We start from the raw sequence: 18,503 nt of genomic DNA, 5'->3' as shown, positions 1-18,503 counted from the left end.
CTGCGCGCCGGGGGCCGGGGCGAGCGCAGGCTCGGCGGCCGGTTCCGCGGCGGGTGCGGTGGCGGCCGCCGCGGCCGCCCGGACGTCGTCCCGGGTGACGATCCCGCCGTCACCGGTCGGTACGACCGTGGCGAGATCCACGCCGAGGTCCTTGGCGAGCTTGCGCACCGGGGGCTTCGCCAGGGCGCGGACGGCGGAGGCCGCGGCGGAACCCGCAGGAGGCGAACCCTGCACACTGCCGTGCCCGTTGACCTGCGGCGCCGGCTCGGCCTGCGGCGCCGGCGCCTCCGCAGGCGCCGGAACGGCCGCCTCCGCGGACTTGCGCGGCCGCCGCTTGGTGGAGCTCTGAGCGACCCCGTAGCCGACCAGTACGGGCTGCCGTCCCTGCGGCTCGTCACCGTCCTCGGCTTCGTCGGGCTCCGCCGGTGGAGCCGCCTCGGCTGCCCCACCGGACCCCGGCGCCACATCCACCGCGATGATCACCTGGCCGACGTCGACCGTCGTCCCCTCGGGGAAGCGCAGCTCATGCACCACCCCGTCGAACGGAATGGGAAGTTCGACGGCCGCCTTGGCCGTCTCCACCTCGCACACCACCTGCCCGTCGGTCACCGCCTCGCCGGGCTGTACGTACCACTTGAGAATCTCGGCCTCGGTGAGTCCCTCGCCCACGTCGGGCATCTTGAACTCGCGGTACCGGTCGGTGCCGGTGGCTCCCGAAGACGCTGCGGACACTGCACTCATCGTCGTCACGCCCTCTCCTCAGTACGCCAGCGAGCGGTCGACGGCGTCGAGCACCCGGTCCAGACCCGGCAGATACTCGTCCTCGAGACGGGCCGGCGGGTACGGGGCGTGGTAGCCGCCGACCCGCAGCACGGGCGCCTCCAGGTGGTAGAAGCACCGCTCGGTGATCCGCGCGGCGATCTCCGCACCGCTGCCGTAGAACACCGGCGCCTCGTGCACCACCACGAGCCGGCCCGTCCGCTCCACGGAGGCCTGCACCGCGTCGAAGTCGATCGGCGACATCGAGCGCAGATCGATCACCTCGACCGACCGGCCCTCCTCCTCGGCGGCCGCGGCCGCCTCCAGACAGACCTTCACCATCGGCCCGTACGCGACCAGGGTCAGGTCCGTGCCGGAACGCACCGTCCGCGCGCTGTGCAGCGGCCCCGGGATGGCCTCCGCGTCGACCTCGGCCTTGTCCCAGTAGCGCCGCTTCGGCTCGAAGAAGATCACCGGGTCGTCGCTCTGGATGGCCTGCTGCATCATCCAGTACGCGTCCGACGCATTCGACGGCGAGATCACCTTCAGGCCCGCCACGTGCGCGAACAGCGCCTCCGGCGACTCCGAGTGGTGCTCGACCGCACCGATGCCGCCGCCGTACGGGATCCGGATGACGACCGGCAGCTTGACCTTGCCGAGCGCCCGCGCATGCATCTTCGCCAGCTGCGTGACGATCTGGTCGTACGCCGGGAAGACGAAACCGTCGAACTGGATCTCCACCACGGGCCGGTAGCCGCGCAGCGCGAGGCCGATCGCGGTGCCGACGATGCCGGACTCGGCGAGCGGGGTGTCGATCACCCGGTCCTCGCCGAAGTCCTTCTGCAGACCGTCGGTCACCCGGAAGACGCCGCCGAGCTTGCCGACGTCCTCACCCATGATCAGGACCTTGGGGTCGGTGTCGAGCGCCTTGCGCAGCGATTCGTTCAGCGCCTTGGCCAGCGCCATCTTGACCTGAGCCATGGTTACTTGGCCTCCCCGTCGGCGAACGACGCCTGGTAGGCGGCGAACTGGGCGCGCTCCTCGTCGACCAGGGCGCTGCCGTCCGCGTAGACATTCTCGAAGATCGCCATCATGTCGGGATCGGGCATGGCGCGGACCGCCTCGCGGACATGCTTGCCGAGCTTCTCGCTCTCGTCCTCGAGCTCCGTGAAGAAGGTGTCGTCGGCGAGCTTCTCGCTCTCCAGGTAGGCGCGCAGGCGCTGGATCGGGTCCTTGGCCTCCCAGGCCTCCCGCTCCTCGTCGCGCCGGTACTTGGTCGGGTCGTCCGACGTGGTGTGCGCACCCATCCGGTACGTGAACGCCTCGACGAGGGTCGGACCCTCACCGCGGCGGGCCCGCTCGAGCGCGGCCCTGGTGACGGCGAGGCAGGCGAGGACGTCATTGCCGTCGACCCGCACGCCCGGGAAGCCGAAGCCCTGGGCGCGCTGGTAGAGCGGCACCCGGGTCTGCTTCTCGGTGGGCTCGGAGATCGCCCACTGGTTGTTCTGGCAGAAGAACACCACCGGGGCGTTGTAGACCGCGGAGAAGGTGAAGGCCTCGGCCACATCGCCCTGGCTGGAGGCGCCGTCACCGAAATAGGCGATGACCGCGGAGTCCGCGCCGTCCTTGGTGACACCCATCGCGTAGCCCGTGGCGTGCAGCGCCTGCGAGCCGATGACGATCGTGTACAGCTGGAAGTTGTTGGTGTTCGGGTCCCAGCCTCCGTGGTTCACGCCGCGGAACATGCCGAGGAGATTCACCGGGTCCACGCCGCGGCACCAGGCGACGCCGTGCTCGCGGTAGGTGGGGAAGACGTAGTCGTCCTCGCGGGTGGCGCGGCCGGAGCCGATCTGGGCGGCCTCCTGGCCGAGCAGCGAGGCCCACAGGCCCAGCTCGCCCTGGCGCTGCAGCGCGGTCGCCTCGGCGTCGAAGCGCCGGGTCAGGACCATGTCGCGGTAGAGCCCGCGCAGCTCGTCGGGGGTCGGATCGATGGAGTACTCAGGGTGCTCGACGCGCTTACCCTCGGGGGTCAGCAGCTGTACGAGGTCGGGCTGTGCGCTCTTCGCCGCCGTCTTCTTGGCGGCTGCGCGCTTCCCGCCGCTGCTGCGGCGAGGTTTGCGCGCGGCGGTGCTGTCCACGGTCACGTGTGCTCCTCCGTCGGTCCAGTACCCGGGATCGGCCGGGAACCGGGGGGTACCCCCTGGCCTCTGCGGGCCCGGGGGAGGCTCACCTGTTTCCGTACCGGCGCACGGGGTGGGTGCGGCTCGGCCGGGACAGGCGTGACAGGCGCCCCGGCGAGCACCCTGCAATCAGCACGTTACCCAGTGCCTCGCAATTCTGCGAAACCCCATCTGACCTGCGATTTTGCTTGGATTTCCAAGTAAATCCCGGTCAGTGGGAACACTTACTGGTCACAGCCTTGCAGGGGGCCGGAACACCGGCACGTTATCCCGCTCCCCCAGGGCATTGGAAGACTCCGTATGTGAGACTGGCGGCGTGCCTGTAGACGGAAAAATCACGGTATTCCTGCTTGATGACCATGAAGTGGTCCGTCGTGGTGTTCACGAGCTGCTCGCCGTGGAATCGGACATCGAGGTCGTCGGCGAGGCCGGCACGGCCGCGGACGCCCTGGTCCGGATCCCCGCCACCCGCCCCGACGTGGCCGTCCTCGACGTACGGCTGCCGGACGGGAGCGGCGTCGAGGTGTGCCGGGAGATCCGCTCCCGCGACGAGAGCATCCACTGTCTGATGCTCACCTCCTTCGCGGACGACGAGGCCCTCTTCGACGCGATCATGGCCGGTGCCTCGGGGTACGTCCTGAAGGCGATCCGGGGCAATGAGCTGCTCTCCGCGGTCCGCGACGTCGCCGCCGGCAAATCCCTGCTCGACCCGGTCGCCACCGCCCGCGTACTGGAGCGGCTGCGCGACGGGAACAGCCCGAAGGGCGACGAACGCCTGGCCGGCCTCACCGACCAGGAGCGGAAGATCCTCGATCTGATCGGCGAGGGAATGACCAATCGCGCGATCGGCGAGAATCTCCACCTGGCCGAGAAGACGATCAAGAATTACGTCTCCAGCCTGCTCTCCAAACTGGGAATGGAGCGCCGTTCCCAGGCCGCGGCGTACGTGGCCCGGATGCAGGCCGAAAAGCGCTGACCTTCACGCTGACGGGGGCACCGACTGTCCCGGTGACAGGGGCACCGACCGGATCACTCGGGACCAACGTCCCGAATTCCTCGGGGCCTGGTCCTCTTTCCCGGCTTCCCACCCGTCGCGGATCGTGGAAGTCATGTCCCCCGAGGAACTACGCGCCGTCGAACTGCTCCGCACGACCCCCTACGGTCGCATCGCCGCGAGCATGCGCGCCCTCCCCTTCCTGGCCGTCGCCCGGCACCTCGTGGCCGACGGGGAAGCGGACCGCGCCGCGGACGCGTCGCCCGCGCTGGTGCTGCGGCTGCACCGGGGATTCGGATACCACCTGGCCTGCGAGGGCACCGTGGTCGCGTACGGCGCGGACAATCTCGGCGGTACGGCCGCGGCCGACACCGGGGGACTCTGGTCGGTGCAGCTGGTCGGCACCTGCGAGACCGTGACACCGACGCCGGAGCAGCTGGAACAGTTCGGTCCGGTCCCGGATCTCGTCGACGGCGAGCCCTTCGCCCCCGTCTATCTGCGGGTGTCTCCGCAGGTCATCGGCGTACACCGGGTGGACGCCGGATACGAGCGGGCGCTCAAGGCCTTCTGAGGGCGCCGGCCCACCGCGCCGGCCCTCGTCAGCCCCGCGCGGGACCGTTCACTGCCCGCCACCCGTGTCCCCGCCCTCCGGCGGCTCCTCCGTGTCCGGCGGGTCCGTGGGCGGATCGTCGCTCTGCGTCGGATCCGGGTCGTCGGACGTCTCGGTCTCGGTGGGCGTCGGATCCGGGTCGTCGGAGGTCTCGGTCTCGGTGGGCGTCGGATCGGTGGTCGGAGTCTCGTTCGTCGGAGGCGGCGTGTAGTCGCCCTGGCCGCCGACGGTGCCCGGATCGGTCTCCTGATCCGTGCTCTCCTCGTCGGTCGGCTCCTTGGACTTCTTGTCCGTCTCCGACTGGCTCACCGACGGTGAGGGATCCGGCTTCTCCTTCTTCTTCTCGTCGCCCTGCAGCGCGAAGGCGATACCGACACCGATCGCGATCAGCGCGAGCACCGCGAGGATCCACAGCCGGCCACGGCCGCGGCCGCCGCTGCCGCCACGGCCTCCGCCGTCGAAACCGCCGTCGTCGTCACCCGGCGGGCGCAGCATCGTCTGGTTGAACTGCGAGGTGCCGCCCTCGCCCGGGTGCTGCATGGCCGCCGCGCCCGCGACACCCATCGCCGGGGTGTTGCCGCCCTCGTGCATGTCCACCGGGCCGGTGTTCCAGGTCCCGGTGTGGCCGCCCTGCTCCTGCAGCATCTGCAGCCCGTACTGGACCAGTCCGCGCATCTCCTCGGCGCTCTGGAACCGGTCGTCGGGCTCCTTGGCGAGCGAGCGCATCACCAGGCCGTTCAGCTCCGGCGGCACTCCGTCCGACATCTCCGACGGCGGTACGGGGATGTCCTGGACGTGCTGGTACACCACGGACAGCGGTGTCTCGCCCATGAACGGGGGCCGCAGCGCGAGCAGTTCGTACAGCAGGCAGCCGGTGGCATAGAGGTCCGAGCGGTGGTCGACGGCCTTGCCGAGCGCCTGCTCCGGGGACAGGTACTGCGGGGTGCCCATCACCATGCCGGTCTGCGTCATGGTGTTCGACGCACCGTGCAGGGCGCGGGCGATGCCGAAGTCCATCACCTTCACCGCACCGGTGTTGGTGATGATCACGTTCGCCGGCTTGATGTCACGGTGCACGATGCCGTGCTGATGCGAGTAGGCGAGCGCCTCGAGCACACCGGAGACGATGATCAGCGCCTGCTCGGGGCCCGGCGCCTCCGCATTGAGCAACAGGTCGCGGATCGTACGGCCTTCGACGATCTCCATCACGATGTACGGGATGGTGTTGCCCGCGATGACGTCTTCACCGGAGTCGTAAACCGCCACCACCGCATGGTGGTTGAGGCCCGCGACCGACTGCGCCTCGCGCGTGAAGCGCGCCTTGGACACCGGGTCCTCGGCCAGATCGGTACGCAGCAGCTTGACGGCGACGGTGCGGCCGAGCCGTACGTCCTCGGCGGCGAAGACCTCGGCCATGCCGCCCCGGCCGAGCCGGCGGGTCAGCCGGTAGCGGCCGTCCCCGACCAGGCCGCCATTGCCCCACAGCTCAGGCGCGTCTGACATGCCGTCGCCAGCCGCATCCGGGTCGGACGGGCCCTGGGCGCGCTGCTGGTCCATCGGTCCTCGCCGTCGTTTCCTGTCGTGTCCTGGAAGTCCCCTGGACCAAGTCCGGGGCGCGTCTGGCCGCGTCGGTCCGTGCCACACCTGCGCACGGCATGTGAAGGTACAGTCCCTGCCGGCCCACGCTACAGCCTCGAATGAGCAGGCCGTCCCGAGACGGACCGGCCATCAAACCGTGGGCGGGCCCGGCCCGGCAAATCGTGTGGCAAGTCGGTAACGCTTCCGAGACGCTTCTTGTGCGTACGGTCACGGAACGGGCACCCGGCTTGACGTGGCAGGGGCCTCGGGCAGACTTGGCCGCAATAAGCAGAGATCTTCGCGCATGCAGGACGCACCCGAGCCGGGAGGCATCCGCGCCAAAGCGCTGATGGGGGACGCACAGACATGAGCCAGGACGGCGCGCACGGCCGGTATGCGGGGCGCTCCCTCGCCGGTGGCCGGTACCAGCTGCGGGACCTGCTCGGCGAGGGTGGCATGGCGTCGGTACACCTGGCGTACGACTCCGTGCTCGACCGCCAGGTCGCGATCAAGACGCTGCACACGGAGCTGGGACGCGAGCAGTCGTTCCGTGAGCGCTTCCGCCGCGAGGCGCAGTCCGTGGCGAAGCTCACGCACACCAATATCGTCTCGGTCTTCGACACCGGCGAGGACGATCTGGACGGCGGCACCATGCCGTACATCGTCATGGAGTACGTCGAGGGCAAGCCGCTCGGCTCGGTGCTCGACGCCGCCGTCGCCCAGCACGGCGCGATGCCCACCGACCAGGCACTCAAGATCACCGCCGATGTGCTCGCGGCGCTCGAGATCAGCCACGAGATGGGCCTGGTCCACCGCGACATCAAGCCGGGCAACGTCATGATGACGAAGCGCAACGTGGTCAAGGTGATGGACTTCGGCATCGCCCGCGCGATGCAGTCCGGTGTCACCTCGATGACGCAGACCGGCATGGTCGTCGGCACCCCGCAGTACCTGTCCCCCGAACAGGCGCTCGGCCGCGGCGTGGACGCCCGGTCCGACCTGTACTCGGTCGGCATCATGCTCTTCCAACTGGTCACCGGGCGGCTGCCGTTCGAGGCCGATTCGCCGCTGGCCATCGCGTACGCGCACGTCCAGGAGGAGCCGGTCGCTCCGTCCTCGATCAACCGCGCGCTGCCGCCGGCCGTCGACGCCCTGGTCGCCCGCGCACTGAAGAAGAACCCGAACGAACGCTTCCCCACGGCGGATGCGATGCGGGACGAGTGCCTGCGGGTCGCCCAGTCGTTCCACGCGACGCCGCCGAGCATCGTGCCCGGCGCGCAGACGCAGAACGGCGGCGGCGTCGGCTCGGCCGTCTTCCCGCCGCTCGACCAGTCGGGCCCGCAGGCCGCGGCGCCCGGCAGCGTCCAGACGCCGTACCAGCCGAGCCCGTACGCACAGCCGACCCCTGCTCCTGCGCCCAGTTACGGCTACCCGCAGCAGGGCGGCTATCAGACGCCCGCACCCGGCGCGTACCAGCAGAGCGGCAGCGGCGGTCCGGGGACCCCGCCGCCGTACACCATGTCGCCGCAGCCAGCGACCGGCGGCACGGGCGGGAACGGCAGTGGCGGCAAGCGGAACATGCCGGTCATCGTCGGCTCCATCGTGGTGGCGCTCCTCGCCATCGGCGGCCTGATCACGGCGATCGCCTTGAACAGCGGCGACGACGGGGGCGGTGGCGGCGACGAGTCCAAGGAGAGCTCGGGGCCGGTGGAGGGGCACAGGCCGGCGGACAAGTCGAAGGTCATCGACTCCGAGAAGTGCACGGACCCGATGGAGGGCACCGACCCGAACACCATCCAGGCACCCGACTTCTCGTACATCTACATCGACTCGGTGAAGGACTGCCTCAAGGCCGCGAACTGGAAGTACAAGGTCACGTACGTCGACGAGGCCGTCTACGGCAAGGGCGCGGTCATCAAGCAGTACCCGCCGAAGGGCACCGAGATGCCGGAGAAGAACGTCGGCTTCACGCTCGAGGTGTCGACGGGCAATCCCGAGTAGGCACGACACAGACGAAGAGAGGGCCGCCACGCGCACTGCGTGGCCGGCCCTCTCTTTCGTACGGTGTGCCCTAGAGGTACGGGCCCCCCGTGCGGGCGGTCGGGTGTGTGGGCTGGTCGTCCGCTTCGTCGAGGCCGCCGGCGCCGGGCGGGAGGGCGCGGCGCATCTGCTCGAGCTGGGCGCGGGCTGCCATCTGCTGGGCGAAGAGCGTCGTCTGGATCCCGTGGAAGAGGCCCTCGAGCCAGCCGACCAACTGGGCCTGTGCGATACGCAGTTCCGCATCGCTCGGGGTGCCGCCCTCGGTGAAGGGGAGGGAGAGGCGCTCCAGCTCCTCCACGAGCTCCGGGGCGAGCCCGTCCTCCAGCTCCTTGACGGAGCTCTTGTGGATCTCCTTGAGCCGGGCCCGGCTGGCGTCGTCGAGAGGAGCGGCGCGGACTTCCTCGAGCAGCTGCTTGATCATGCTGCCGATGCGCATGACCTTGGCCGGCTGCTCGACCTGGTCCGTCACCGGAACCTCGCGGGACTCGTCGTCGTCGCCTCCGCCGCCTCCGCCGAGGGCCATTCCGTCCTGGCCCACGACCAGGACCTGCGGGTTCTCCTGCGACCTGTCGTTCCTCGGCATTTCCATGCGGCCATTGTCTCCCACACCTGCTCCATGTCTCCTTGGTGCCCCCTGGATGCCGTGATCCACCCCGGGGTGCGGGCGGCGGGGTCATCGGCGGTGATCATCGGCCGCGGCGCAGGCGCAGGGCGAGGAAGGCGAGGCCCATGCCGATCAGGAGGAGGCCGAAGCCAAGCGGCAGGACCTGGACGACCGGTTCGCCCGTGCGGGCCATGGCCTCCTCGCGGGCGTCCGCCGCGGCGCCGATGCGGGTGTCGTCGGCGTCGGTGCTCGGCGACGGGTCGGCCGGATCGGCGAGTTCGAGGCGGTCCGAGGGATCGGCCTCGTCCGGGTCGGTGGGCGGCTGCGAGGGCTCGGGGGCCGTGCCGTGGGGGTCGTGGTGCGGCCGGGGGGAGTCGTGCGGGGACTCGTGTTGGCGCGGCGGACGGGAGCCGTCGTCGGAGCGGCTCTCGGTGGGTGTCTGCTTCGCGGAGGGGGACTTGGGGTGCTTCGGGCTCGGCGGGTGCTCGGAGGGCCGGGGGCGGTCCGCGGGCGGGGTGGCTGCGTCGCCGGGGGCGGTCGGCTCCGTCGTGCGGGGCTTCGGGGCGTCGGGGTCGGCCGGCTTCTCGGGCGGAGGGCGTTCGCCCGGGTCGGTGCGGTCTTCAGGTTTCGGCGCGGGCGGGTCCTGTGCGCCGTCCTGGCGCGGGTGTTCGCCGCCGTCCTCGGCCGGCTGCGGGTCCGTACGCCCGGGGCGTACCCGGCCCTCGCCCGGCCGGCTTCCGGCACGGGAATCGTCGGCGTCGGGGACGGAGTCCGGATCGGAGGCCCGCGGCGGGGGATCCGGTTGCTGCAGTCGCTGCGGCGCGGTGACCGCTGCCGCCTGTGCGAGATGCGCCGGTTCGGAGCCCACGGGTCCGAGGGAGAAGAGCACGGCCGGTACGAGCAGAACACCAAGGGTGCGCAGGGAGCGGATCGCTGGAACCACGCCGGGACCCCCTCCCGATGCCGTATCGCCAGGGCCGAGGTACCCAGAGTCACATGAAGTGACAGAACCGGCATCTCGGGCGGTGGCGCTACGGGGGATCGGGGGAGGGGGTCCCGGGCGGCGACAAGTGCCAGCGCCGTATCAGCGCGTATCAGCGCGTGAGCAGCACCTTCCCGATGTGCCCACTGCTCTCGAGCACCCGATGGCCCTCGGCCGCCTCGCTCAGCGGCAGCATCCGGTCGATCACCGGTCGTACCCGGCCCGCCTCGAACAGCGGCCACACATGCTCCCGTACTGCCGCGACGATCGCCGCCTTCTCCGCGGCGGGACGGGCGCGCAGCGTCGTCGCGGTGATGGCGGCGCGCTTGCGCAGCAGCGCGTTGAGGTTCAACTCGCCCTTCACGCCGCCCTGCAGACCGATGATGGCCAGACGGCCGCTGGTCGCGAGCGCCTTCACGTTCTGGTTCAGATATTTGGCGCCGATGATGTCGAGGATGACGTCGGCGCCGGCGCCGCCGGTGGCCTTGCGCACCTCGTCCACGAAGTCCTGCTCGCGGTAGTTGATGAGGACGTCGGCACCGAGCTCGGCGCAGCGGGCCAGCTTCTCCGCGCTGCCCGCCGTGACGGCCACCTTCGCACCGATCGCCTTGGCCAGCTGGATCGCCATCGTGCCGATGCCGCTGGCCCCGCCGTGTACCAGGAGCGTCTCGCCCGGCCGCAGGTGGGCGATCATGAAGACGTTCGACCAGACCGTGCACGTCACCTCGGGCAGCGAGGCGGCCGCGACCAGATCGACGCCCTCCGGAATCGGCAGCAGCTGTCCGGCCGGGACTGCGACCTTCTCCGCATAGCCGCCGTCCGCGAGCAGCGCACAGACCTCGTCGCCGACCGCCCAGCCGCTCACCCCGGGCCCGAGCGCCGCGATGCGCCCGGAGCACTCCAGACCGGGGTACGGGGACGAGCCGGGCGGCGGATCGTAGAAGCCCTGACGCTGCAGCAGGTCGGCGCGGTTCACGGCGGTGGCCGCGACCTCGACGAGGACCTCGCCCTCACCGGGCACGGGATCGGGGACCTCCGCCCAGACGAGCGCCTCGGGTCCACCGGGTTCGGGGATGGTGATCGCATGCATGAGCGCGAGGCTACTCGTCACCCGCTCCCGTGTGCCGGTGCGGGGCCGGAGGTCAGTCCCGGGGCAGCGGCTTGGTGTCGCGGAGTTGGGGCCCGTCCGGGGTGGCCCGCACGATCGTGATCAGACGGTCCGTCAACTGCAGCGGGCTGGCCGCCGGATCGTCGTACCCGAGCAGCCGGTGCCCGCGTACGACACTGACCACGAGGTCCTCGGTCTCCCGGACGCCCTTGCCCACCTCGGCCTTTATCACCGGGCGTTCGACCAGATCGAGGCCGGTGCCCTGCTGGATGAGGTCCTCCATCACCGTGCCCGCGCTGGGGCTCAGGACCGAGAGACCGAGCAGCCGGCCGGCCGCACTGGCGCTGGTGATCACCGCGTCGGCGCCGGACTGGCGGAGCAGCGGCGCGTTCTCCTCCTCGCGGACCGCGGCCACGATCTTGGCGCCGCGGTTCATCTGCCGTGCGGTGAGCGCGACCAGGACCGCCGTGTCGTCGCGCTGGGTGGCGATGACGACCTGCCGGGCCTTCTGCGTCTCCGCCCGCAGCAGCACATCGCTGCGGGTCGCATCGCCGATCACACCGACGAAACCCTCCGAAGTGGCCGCCTCGATCACCTTGTTGCTCGGATCGACGATGACGATCTGCTCCTTCGACAGACCGGTCGCGCACAGCGTCTGGATCGCCGAGCGGCCCTTCGTGCCGAAGCCCACGACGACGGTGTGTGCCCGCAACTGGGACCTCCAGCGGTTCAGTCGGAACTCTTCGCGGGTCCGTTCGGTGAGGACCTCGAGGGTGGTGCCGACCAGGATGATCAGGAAGAGCACGCGCAGCGGCGTGACTGCGAGGATATTGATGAGCCGGGCGGTGTCGCTCACCGGGACGATGTCTCCGTAGCCCGTGGTGGAGAGCGTGACCGTGGCGTAGTAGAACGCGTCGAGCAGATCGACGCTGCCGTCGGAGTTGTCGCCGTAACCGTCGTGGTCGAGATAGACGATGAACGCCGTGCCGACCAGGACCGCGAGCGCCATCGCCAGCCGCTTCCCGACCTGCAGCAACGGGCGTTCGATCACCCTGCGCGGCAGCTTGATCGGGGTGGTGATCAGGTGCTCGTCGGCCCCCCGGGCCATCGCGTCCTGGCCGGGAAGTTTCACGTGAAACACTCCTCTGGCGACCATGCCCACGGCAGGTCGAGGATCTCGAGTTCCTGTCCCGGCTCCGCGCCACCGGGCGGCACCACGGCGACTCCGTCGGACGCGGCGATGCCGCGGAGCATCGCAGGACCGTTGTAGTGCAGCGGCACGGCCTCGTCGCCGCGCAGTGCGACGGGGACGAGGCGGGTGTCGTGCGGATGCCCGGGGACGGCGTCGCGGATCGGCGCCGGGTACGGGTCCGGTGCGGCCCGCCCCGCCAGCGTACGCAGCACGGGCTCCGCCAGTGTCAGCAGCCCCGAGACCGCGGCGAGCGGATTGCCGGGCAGGCCCACCAGGTGACGGCTCTCGGTCAGGCGGGCCAGCAGCATGGGGTGGCCGGGGCGCACCTCCACTCCGTCCACCAGGAGTTCGGCACCGACGTGCTGCAGGGTGGGGTGGACGTGGTCGACGGGTCCCGAGGCGGTGCCTCCGGTGGTGACGATCAGGTCCGCGTCGGAGCCGGCGACCGCCTTGCGCAGCGCCTGCGCGTCGTCGCCGAGCCGCCGTACGGACACCACCTCGGCGCCCAGGGCGCGCAGCCACGGCGGCAGCATCGGGCCGAGCGCATCGCGGATGAGGCCGTCGCGGGGGAGTCCGGCGGTGAGCAACTCGTCGCCGAGTACGAACACTTCGGCGCGTGGCCGCGGGACGGTGGCGAGGGTGTCGTATCCGGCGGCCGCCGCGAGGCCGATCGCCGCCGGGGTGATCAGGGTGCCGGCGGGCAGCAGATGGTCACCGCTGCGGCACTCCTGGCCGCGCGGGCGGATGTCCTGGCCGTGTGCCACGTCGCGGGTGGCGTGCAGGCGGCCGTGTCCGTCCTGGTGGCCGTGCTCGCTGCGGATCACCGCCGTCGCCTCGTGCGGTACGCGGGCGCCGGTGGCGATGGCGATCGCCTCGCCGTCGGCCAGCGGCGCGGGCTGGGCGAGACCTGCCAGCACCGCGTCCTGCTGGAGGGTCCAGGGGCCGGGTCCTGCGACCGCCCAGCCGTCCATGGCGGAGGTGTCGAAGGACGGCAGGTCGGTGAGTGCGGCCACGGGTGCGGCCAGGACCAGGCCGAGGGACTGATCGACGGGGGTCTGCGCCGGTGTGCGGGCACCGCGGGCGACGATGCGTTCGGCCGCACGCAGGGCGATGGTGCGGGCCCGGGGCCAAGGGGTGGAGGTGTGGCTGTGGGTGGTGGTCGCCGGGTGGGTGGGCTTGTGCGGAGGTGGGTGCGGCGTGGGCGCGGGGGCGACGGGGGTGAAGGTGAAGGCGAGCTCGTCGTCGGGGAGTTCGCGGTTGTCGTCGCGGTCGGCGGGGGCACCGTCGTCGGCGGGAGCGCCGTCGTCGGGGGGAGCGCCGTCGTCGGGGGCGTGCGCGGTTCTGCGGTCGCTCCCGTGGGTCGCCGGGCGGCCGATGCGGGAGCCGCCGGCGGCGGTGCCCGGCGGGGGGCCGTCGCCGCGGCCGGATCCGTGCCGCTCGCTGTCCTCGCGGGCGGCCCGGACCAGGGCGAGGGCTTCCTCGACGTCCGGGTCGTGCCCGTCCGTCGGACCGGGCCCGGTCATGTCGCGTCCGGCCCGTCGCTCTGCGCGGCCTCCTCCGCCCAGCGCGCGGCCAGCGCCGTGGCCTTGCGGGTGGCCTCGGCGACGGCCTCGGCGTCGCCGCCCGCACGGCCCGCCGCGTATCCGACGAGGAACGTGGTCAGGGGCGCGGCCGGCCTGGCCACACCGTGCGCGGCATCGCGCGCCAGATCGAGCAGTACGCCGGTGTCGACGTCCAGCTCGATACCCAGTTCGTCCTTGACTGCGGTCATCCATTCATCCAGCACGTGCTCATGCTCCCTGATCCGTGCGCGGGCGGCGGCGATGTCCTCCCAGGTGTCGCAGTCGACCGCGGCCGCCGAGCCGCCCGGGGCGGACGCCCTGGCGAGCCGGAGGCCGACGAGCAGGCGGCGCAGTGGCAGCCCGGCGAGCGCACCGTGCTCGGCGCGCAACAGGTCCAGCTCCCGCACCAGTGACTCCCGTCGATAGGCCGCGACCAGCGGCTGATCACGCCCGTCGACGTCGACGAACAGCACACCGTCGTACGGGGACGGTGCGTCCTCGCCGTGTGGGGACGGTGCGTCCTCGCCGCGGTCGTACGGGATCTCTGCGGTCGCCGGTGTGCCGCCCGGCGGCGTCAGGGCGGTGAGCAGTGTCCGTACGGCAGGTGCGTCGAGGAACGGCAGATCCGCGGAGAGCACCAGGACCACGGGGCACTCGGTGCGGCGCAGCCCGGCCTCGAGCGCGGCCAACGGGCCACCGCCGGGCGGCTCTTCGCGTACCCACTCGACGGGCCTGACCGTCTGCCGGGGTTCCGCGACGACCACGGTGCGGTCCGCGTCCGCGCAGGCGGTGAGCACGCGGTCGAGGAGGCGCCGGCCGCCCACCCGCACGCCCGGCTTGTCGACACCGCCGAGCCGCCGGGCCGCCCCGCCGGCCAGCACGACCGCGTCGTACGGCCGACGCGGGGCGCCGGCCGAAGGGCTCGGGGCGCCGGGGACGTGGTTCGGGGTGGGAGCGGCGGACGGGGCGGGCGTGGCGGACGGGGCGGGCGTGGCGGACGGGGCGGGCGTGGCGGGCGTGCCGTCGTTCGAGGTCACCCACCGAGTATCGCCACAAGCCGCACCCGCGCCACCCCCGGGCCCCAGGTCGCGGCGCGACCGGTCAGAGCGTGCGCAGCAGCACCGACGGCTGCTCGACGCAGTCCGCCACGTACCGAAGGAAGCCGCCCGCCGTGCCGCCGTCGCAGACGCGGTGGTCGAAGGTCAGCGAGAGCTGCACCACCTGGCGGACCGCCAGCTCGCCGTCGTGCACCCAGGGCTTCTGGGCTATGCGGCCGACGCCCAGCATGGCGGCCTCGGGGTGGTTGATGATCGGAGTGGAGCCGTCCACTCCGAACACTCCGTAGTTGTTCAGCGTGAAGGTGCCGCCGGTCAGCTCCGCCGGGGACAGCCGGCCCTCGCGAGCGGCCTCGGTGAGCCGGGCGAACTCGGTGCTGAGCGACTCCGCGCCGAGCCCGTGCGCGTCCCGCACCACCGGGACCATCAGGCCGCGGTCGGTCTGCGCCGCGAACCCGAGGTGGACCCGGTCGAGCCGGACGACCTCCCTGGCCTCCGTGTCCACCATCGAGTTGAGCTCCGGATGCCGGTCGAGGGCGGCGACGCAGATGCGCGCGAAGAGCGCCAGGACGGAGATCTTCGGTCCGCCCGCCGCGTTCATCACCGCGCGTGTCCGCAGCAGTTCCGTCGCGTCCGCGTCCACCCAGCAGGTCGCGTCGGGGATCTCCCGGCGGCTGCGGGCCAGCTTGTCGGCGACGGCACCGCGGACTCCCTTGAGGGGGACCCGTACCGTGTCCGCGTCGGTGGCGGCAGGCGCCTGCGCCGGGGCGGCGGGCCGGTCCGCCGCTGTGCTGCGCGCGGGCGACCCGGCCGCTCTCAGGGCGTACTCGACGTCGGCGCGCAGGATGAGGCCGTCGGGGCCGGAGCCGTTCAACTCGCGGAGATCGAGCCCGTGTTCGCGGGCGAGGCGGCGCACCAGCGGGGAAATCACCGGTACGGGGCCCTCACTCGCGGCGATGTCCGCGGTGTCCGCGGCGCCGGCGGAGTCCTCGGGGCGCCGCACGGCGTGCACGGCTCGGTCCGTGGGGAGGTCGCTGGGGAGGTCGCTGCCGGCCTCAGCGGCCACGGCAGGTGAGACCGAACCGGCCGGACCATCGCCGGCCGTGGCCTCTCGCGCGCTCGCCGGGCCCTGTGCCCGCACTCGGCGCCGGCGGACGGGCGGGGCCGTGGTCCCGTACCCCACCAGCACATTGCCGGACTCCTGCGTCTCCGGTCCGCTCTCCCCCGACTGCCGCTCACCGGCCGACGAGGCGCCGGACGCGCCGGACGCAGCGGCGGGCTCCGCCGTCTCGGACGCCCCCACCGCGACGGTCAACAGCGGGGCGCCCACCGGCAGTTCCGCACCCTCCGCACCGAAGCGCGCCGTCACCACACCCGCGTACGGGCACGGCACCTCGACCATCGCCTTGGCCGTCTCGACCTCGACGACCGGCTGGTCGACGGCCACCACCTCGCCCACGTCCACCAGCCAGCGCACGATCTCCGCCTCGGTGAGGCCCTCACCGAGATCGGGCAGCGTGAACTCGAGCACCTGCGCCATCAGCTCTCCGCCTCCCACTGCAGCCGCGCCACCGCGTCCAGGATCCGGTCGACTCCCGGCAGATGATGCCGCTCGAGCATCGGCGGCGGATAGGGAATGTCGAATCCGGTGACCCGCAGAACCGGGGCCTCCAGATGATGGAAGCACCGCTCCGTGACCCGCGCGGCGATCTCCCCGCCGGGCCCGCCGAATCCGGCCGCCTCGTGCACGATCACCGCCCGTCCGGTGCGGCGCACGCTGGCGCAGACCGTGGCGTCGTCGAAGGGCACGAGCGAACGCAGGTCCACCACCTCGAGGTCCCACCCCTCCGCGCGGGCCGCCTCCGCCGCCTCCAGGCACACCGGCAGCGACGGGCCGTAGGTGATCAGTGTCGCGCTCCGCCCGGCGCGCCTGACCGCCGCCCGGCCCAACTCCTCTACGGACGACGGCGCTTCCGGGTTCCACACGTCCTTCGACCAGTAGAGCCGCTTGGGCTCGAGGAACACGACCGGATCATCCGATGCGATCGACTGCCGCAGCAGTCCGTATGCGTCGGCGACGGTCGCCGGCGTCACCACATGCAGCCCGGGCGTCGCCAGGTAGTACGCCTCGGAGGAGTCGCTGTGGTGCTCGACGCCACCGATCCCGCCGCCGTACGGCACCCGGATGGTGATCGGCAGGGGCATCGCGCCCCGTGTGCGGTTCCGCATCCGCGAGACGTGCGAGATCAGCTGCTCGAACGCCGGATAGGCGAAGGCGTCGAACTGCATCTCCACGACCGGCCGCAGCCCGTACATCGCCATGCCCACCGCCGTGCCGAGGATGCCCGCCTCGGCCAGCGGGGTGTCTGTGCAGCGCTCCTCGCCGAAGTCGGCGGCGAGCCCGTCGGTGATGCGGAAGACCCCGCCGAGCGCGCCGACGTCCTCACCCATCACATGCACGGTCGGGTCCTCGGTCAGTGCGTCCCGCAGGGCGCGCTGCAGGGCCTGCGCCATGGAGGCCGGTTTGGTGCCCGCGGCGGCGGCCGGGGCGGGCGCGGTGGTGGTCATCGCTCGTCCTCCGCCTCGAGCTCGGCGCGCAACTGAGCGGCCTGCTCGCGTAGTTGCTGAGTCTGCTCCGCGTAGATGTGACGGAACAGGTCCATCGGGTCGAGCTCCGCGTCCTGGTTCATCCGCTCGCGCAGTCCCGCCGCGAACGCGTCGGCCGCGTCCCGGGCCGCCTGTATCCCGGACTCGTCCAGGAGGTCGCGGTCGGTGAGCTCCTTCTCCAGGAGGACGATCGGGTCGTGTGCACGCCAGGCCGCCACCTCCTCGTCGTCCCGGTAGCGGGTGGCGTCGTCCGCGTTCGTATGCGCCTCGAGGCGGTAGGTGACCGCCTCCACCAGGGTCGGGCCGCCGCCCTCGCGCGCGTGGCGCACGGCCTCGTCGAGCACCTGGTGCACGGCCACCGCGTCATTGCCGTCGACGAGCCGGCCCGGCATGCCGTACCCGACCGCCTTGTGGGCGAGGGACGGGGCCGCCGTCTGCTTGTGCAGCGGGACGGAGATGGCGAAGCCGTTGTTCTGCACCAGGAAGACCACCGGGGCCTGCCAGACCGCCGCGAAGTTCAGCGCCTCGTGGAAGTCGCCCTCGCTGGTGCCGCCGTCACCGACCAGGGCGAGCGCCACCGTGTCGTCGCCGCGCAGCCGCGCGGCGTGGGCCAGGCCCACCGCATGCGGCAGCTGGGTGGCCAGCGGGGTGCTGAGCGGGGCGATCCGGTGCTCGCGCGGGTCGTATCCGGTGTGCCAGTCGCCGCGGAGCAGGGACAGGGCCTGCACCGGGTCGAGGCCGCGGGCGACCGCGGCGAGCGTGTCCCGATAGCTCGGGAACAGCCAGTCCTGCTCCTCGAGCACCAGGGCGGCGGCGACCTCGCAGGCCTCCTGACCCGTGCTCGACGGATAGACCGCGAGTCTGCCCTGCTTGGTGAGGGCCGTCGCCTGCGCGTTGTACCGACGGCCGCGGACCAGCTGCTCGTACAGGGCGCGCAGCAGCTGCGGGTCCGCCTTCGCCGCCGCAGGCGTGCCGAGCACCCGCCGCGGCTCGGCCTCCGGGAGCAGCGGCCCCGGGTCCGTACGAAGCTTCCAGGCGGGCGGCGGGGCGGGCCGGTGGGCCGCTCGCTGCTCCATGACCGTCATGTGCTCGGTCACCGCGTGCACCTCCTCGTGGGAGCGGACAGGACGGCACGCTGGGTGTGACGCGCCTCACCTACCGATTGTTCGGTCGCCGGCGCATTTTGGCTACAGGCACCTCCAGGCTGTGGACAAACGGTTCTCCACAGCCTG

Annotated in this window: 16 protein-coding genes; 3 read left to right on the top strand and 13 right to left on the bottom strand. The window is 71.9% G+C overall.

From position 1 onward, the window contains the following. The 3 genes from DY218_RS19165 to pdhA (DY218_RS19155) all read right to left on the bottom strand — a co-directional run. A partial coding sequence (locus tag DY218_RS19165; protein WP_407703657.1) for a biotin/lipoyl-containing protein occupies positions 1–750 on the bottom strand: 750 nt, incomplete at its 3' end. A gap of 9 nt (positions 751–759) precedes the next feature. After that, positions 760–1,740 carry an alpha-ketoacid dehydrogenase subunit beta gene (locus tag DY218_RS19160; protein ID WP_128557302.1) on the bottom strand — a complete coding sequence of 327 codons (981 nt, stop codon included), beginning with the start codon at positions 1,738–1,740 and terminating at the stop codon, positions 760–762. Positions 1,741–1,742: 2 nt separating this feature from the next. Then, complete coding sequence (gene pdhA / locus DY218_RS19155; RefSeq protein ID WP_128557301.1) at positions 1,743–2,903, bottom strand: pyruvate dehydrogenase (acetyl-transferring) E1 component subunit alpha; 1,161 nt, start codon at positions 2,901–2,903, stop codon at positions 1,743–1,745. Between the two features lie 352 nt (positions 2,904–3,255). Here pdhA (DY218_RS19155) and DY218_RS19150 point away from each other — a divergent pair, with 352 nt between their 5' ends. Both DY218_RS19150 and DY218_RS19145 read left to right on the top strand, forming a co-directional pair. Beyond that, the gene (locus tag DY218_RS19150; protein WP_128557300.1) at positions 3,256–3,915 is read left to right on the top strand and encodes a response regulator; all 660 of its coding nucleotides are present in this window, start codon (positions 3,256–3,258) and stop codon (positions 3,913–3,915) included. A gap of 133 nt (positions 3,916–4,048) precedes the next feature. Continuing rightward, positions 4,049–4,504, top strand: a complete 456-nt coding sequence (locus DY218_RS19145) for a pyridoxamine 5'-phosphate oxidase family protein (RefSeq protein WP_128557299.1) — start codon at positions 4,049–4,051, stop codon at positions 4,502–4,504. 48 nt (positions 4,505–4,552) lie between these two features. Here DY218_RS19145 and DY218_RS19140 read toward each other — a convergent pair whose 3' ends face one another. After that, positions 4,553–6,046: a protein kinase domain-containing protein gene (locus DY218_RS19140; protein WP_233521708.1), complete on the bottom strand. Its 1,494-nt coding sequence runs from the start codon at positions 6,044–6,046 to the stop codon at positions 4,553–4,555. Positions 6,047–6,487: 441 nt separating this feature from the next. Here DY218_RS19140 and DY218_RS19135 point away from each other — a divergent pair, with 441 nt between their 5' ends. Beyond that, positions 6,488–8,122 carry a protein kinase domain-containing protein gene (locus tag DY218_RS19135; RefSeq protein WP_128557297.1) on the top strand — a complete coding sequence of 545 codons (1,635 nt, stop codon included), beginning with the start codon at positions 6,488–6,490 and terminating at the stop codon, positions 8,120–8,122. 70 nt (positions 8,123–8,192) lie between these two features. On the opposite strand, the gene DY218_RS19130 is transcribed toward DY218_RS19135, so the two are convergent. The 9 genes from DY218_RS19130 to pdhA (DY218_RS19090) all read right to left on the bottom strand — a co-directional run bounded on the left by DY218_RS19130 (position 8,193) and on the right by pdhA (DY218_RS19090) (position 18,356). Next, positions 8,193–8,750, bottom strand: a complete 558-nt coding sequence (locus DY218_RS19130; protein ID WP_128557296.1) for a bacterial proteasome activator family protein — start codon at positions 8,748–8,750, stop codon at positions 8,193–8,195. Between the two features lie 97 nt (positions 8,751–8,847). After that, on the bottom strand, positions 8,848–9,708 hold the full coding sequence (locus DY218_RS19125; RefSeq protein ID WP_128557295.1) for a hypothetical protein: 861 nt from the start codon (positions 9,706–9,708) through the stop codon (positions 8,848–8,850). A gap of 151 nt (positions 9,709–9,859) precedes the next feature. Next, positions 9,860–10,837 (bottom strand): NAD(P)H-quinone oxidoreductase, encoded by a 978-nt coding sequence (locus DY218_RS19120; RefSeq protein WP_128557294.1) that lies wholly within the window; start codon positions 10,835–10,837, stop codon positions 9,860–9,862. A 52-nt stretch (positions 10,838–10,889) separates the two neighbouring features. Beyond that, positions 10,890–12,011, bottom strand: a complete 1,122-nt coding sequence (locus DY218_RS19115; protein ID WP_128557293.1) for a potassium channel family protein — start codon at positions 12,009–12,011, stop codon at positions 10,890–10,892. Then, on the bottom strand, positions 11,984–13,570 hold the full coding sequence (locus tag DY218_RS19110) for a molybdopterin molybdotransferase MoeA (RefSeq protein ID WP_128557292.1): 1,587 nt from the start codon (positions 13,568–13,570) through the stop codon (positions 11,984–11,986). Before DY218_RS19110 ends, DY218_RS19115 begins: the two co-directional genes overlap by 28 nt. Beyond that, entirely contained in the window at positions 13,567–14,490 is a 924-nt protein-coding gene (locus DY218_RS19105; RefSeq protein WP_233521709.1) for a DUF6457 domain-containing protein, read from the bottom strand. The genes DY218_RS19110 and DY218_RS19105 overlap by 4 nt, the downstream gene beginning before the upstream one ends. A gap of 220 nt (positions 14,491–14,710) precedes the next feature. Next, complete coding sequence (locus DY218_RS19100) at positions 14,711–16,204, bottom strand: dihydrolipoamide acetyltransferase family protein (protein ID WP_128557290.1); 1,494 nt, start codon at positions 16,202–16,204, stop codon at positions 14,711–14,713. Then, positions 16,204–17,232, bottom strand: a complete 1,029-nt coding sequence (locus DY218_RS19095) for an alpha-ketoacid dehydrogenase subunit beta (protein ID WP_128557289.1) — start codon at positions 17,230–17,232, stop codon at positions 16,204–16,206. Before DY218_RS19095 ends, DY218_RS19100 begins: the two co-directional genes overlap by 1 nt. Continuing rightward, on the bottom strand, positions 17,229–18,356 hold the full coding sequence (pdhA, locus tag DY218_RS19090) for a pyruvate dehydrogenase (acetyl-transferring) E1 component subunit alpha (protein ID WP_128557305.1): 1,128 nt from the start codon (positions 18,354–18,356) through the stop codon (positions 17,229–17,231). Before pdhA (DY218_RS19090) ends, DY218_RS19095 begins: the two co-directional genes overlap by 4 nt. Positions 18,357–18,503 lie beyond the last annotated feature (147 nt).

The sequence above is a fragment of the Streptomyces triticagri genome (assembly GCF_003429565.1).
In the GTDB taxonomy this organism is placed as follows: domain Bacteria; phylum Actinomycetota; class Actinomycetes; order Streptomycetales; family Streptomycetaceae; genus Streptomyces; species Streptomyces triticagri.
This window is presented reverse-complemented; position numbering and strand designations above follow the sequence as displayed.

What these genes read in the sequence shown, in the direction of transcription:
- DY218_RS19100 (WP_128557290.1), bottom strand. Translation starts at nt 16,204, where the DNA reads ATGGCGCAGGTGCTCGAGTTCACGCTGCCCGATCTCGGTGAGGGCCTC.
- DY218_RS19160 (WP_128557302.1), bottom strand. Translation starts at nt 1,740, where the DNA reads ATGGCTCAGGTCAAGATGGCGCTGGCCAAGGCGCTGAACGAATCGCTG.
- DY218_RS19110 (WP_128557292.1), bottom strand. Translation starts at nt 13,570, where the DNA reads ATGACCGGGCCCGGTCCGACGGACGGGCACGACCCGGACGTCGAGGAA.
- DY218_RS19115 (WP_128557293.1), bottom strand. Translation starts at nt 12,011, where the DNA reads ATGGTCGCCAGAGGAGTGTTTCACGTGAAACTTCCCGGCCAGGACGCG.
- DY218_RS19095 (WP_128557289.1), bottom strand. Translation starts at nt 17,232, where the DNA reads ATGACCACCACCGCGCCCGCCCCGGCCGCCGCCGCGGGCACCAAACCG.
- DY218_RS19145 (WP_128557299.1), top strand. Translation starts at nt 4,049, where the DNA reads ATGTCCCCCGAGGAACTACGCGCCGTCGAACTGCTCCGCACGACCCCC.
- DY218_RS19130 (WP_128557296.1), bottom strand. Translation starts at nt 8,750, where the DNA reads ATGGAAATGCCGAGGAACGACAGGTCGCAGGAGAACCCGCAGGTCCTG.
- DY218_RS19135 (WP_128557297.1), top strand. Translation starts at nt 6,488, where the DNA reads ATGAGCCAGGACGGCGCGCACGGCCGGTATGCGGGGCGCTCCCTCGCC.
- DY218_RS19140 (WP_233521708.1), bottom strand. Translation starts at nt 6,046, where the DNA reads ATGTCAGACGCGCCTGAGCTGTGGGGCAATGGCGGCCTGGTCGGGGAC.
- pdhA (WP_128557305.1), bottom strand. Translation starts at nt 18,356, where the DNA reads ATGACGGTCATGGAGCAGCGAGCGGCCCACCGGCCCGCCCCGCCGCCC.
- DY218_RS19120 (WP_128557294.1), bottom strand. Translation starts at nt 10,837, where the DNA reads ATGCATGCGATCACCATCCCCGAACCCGGTGGACCCGAGGCGCTCGTC.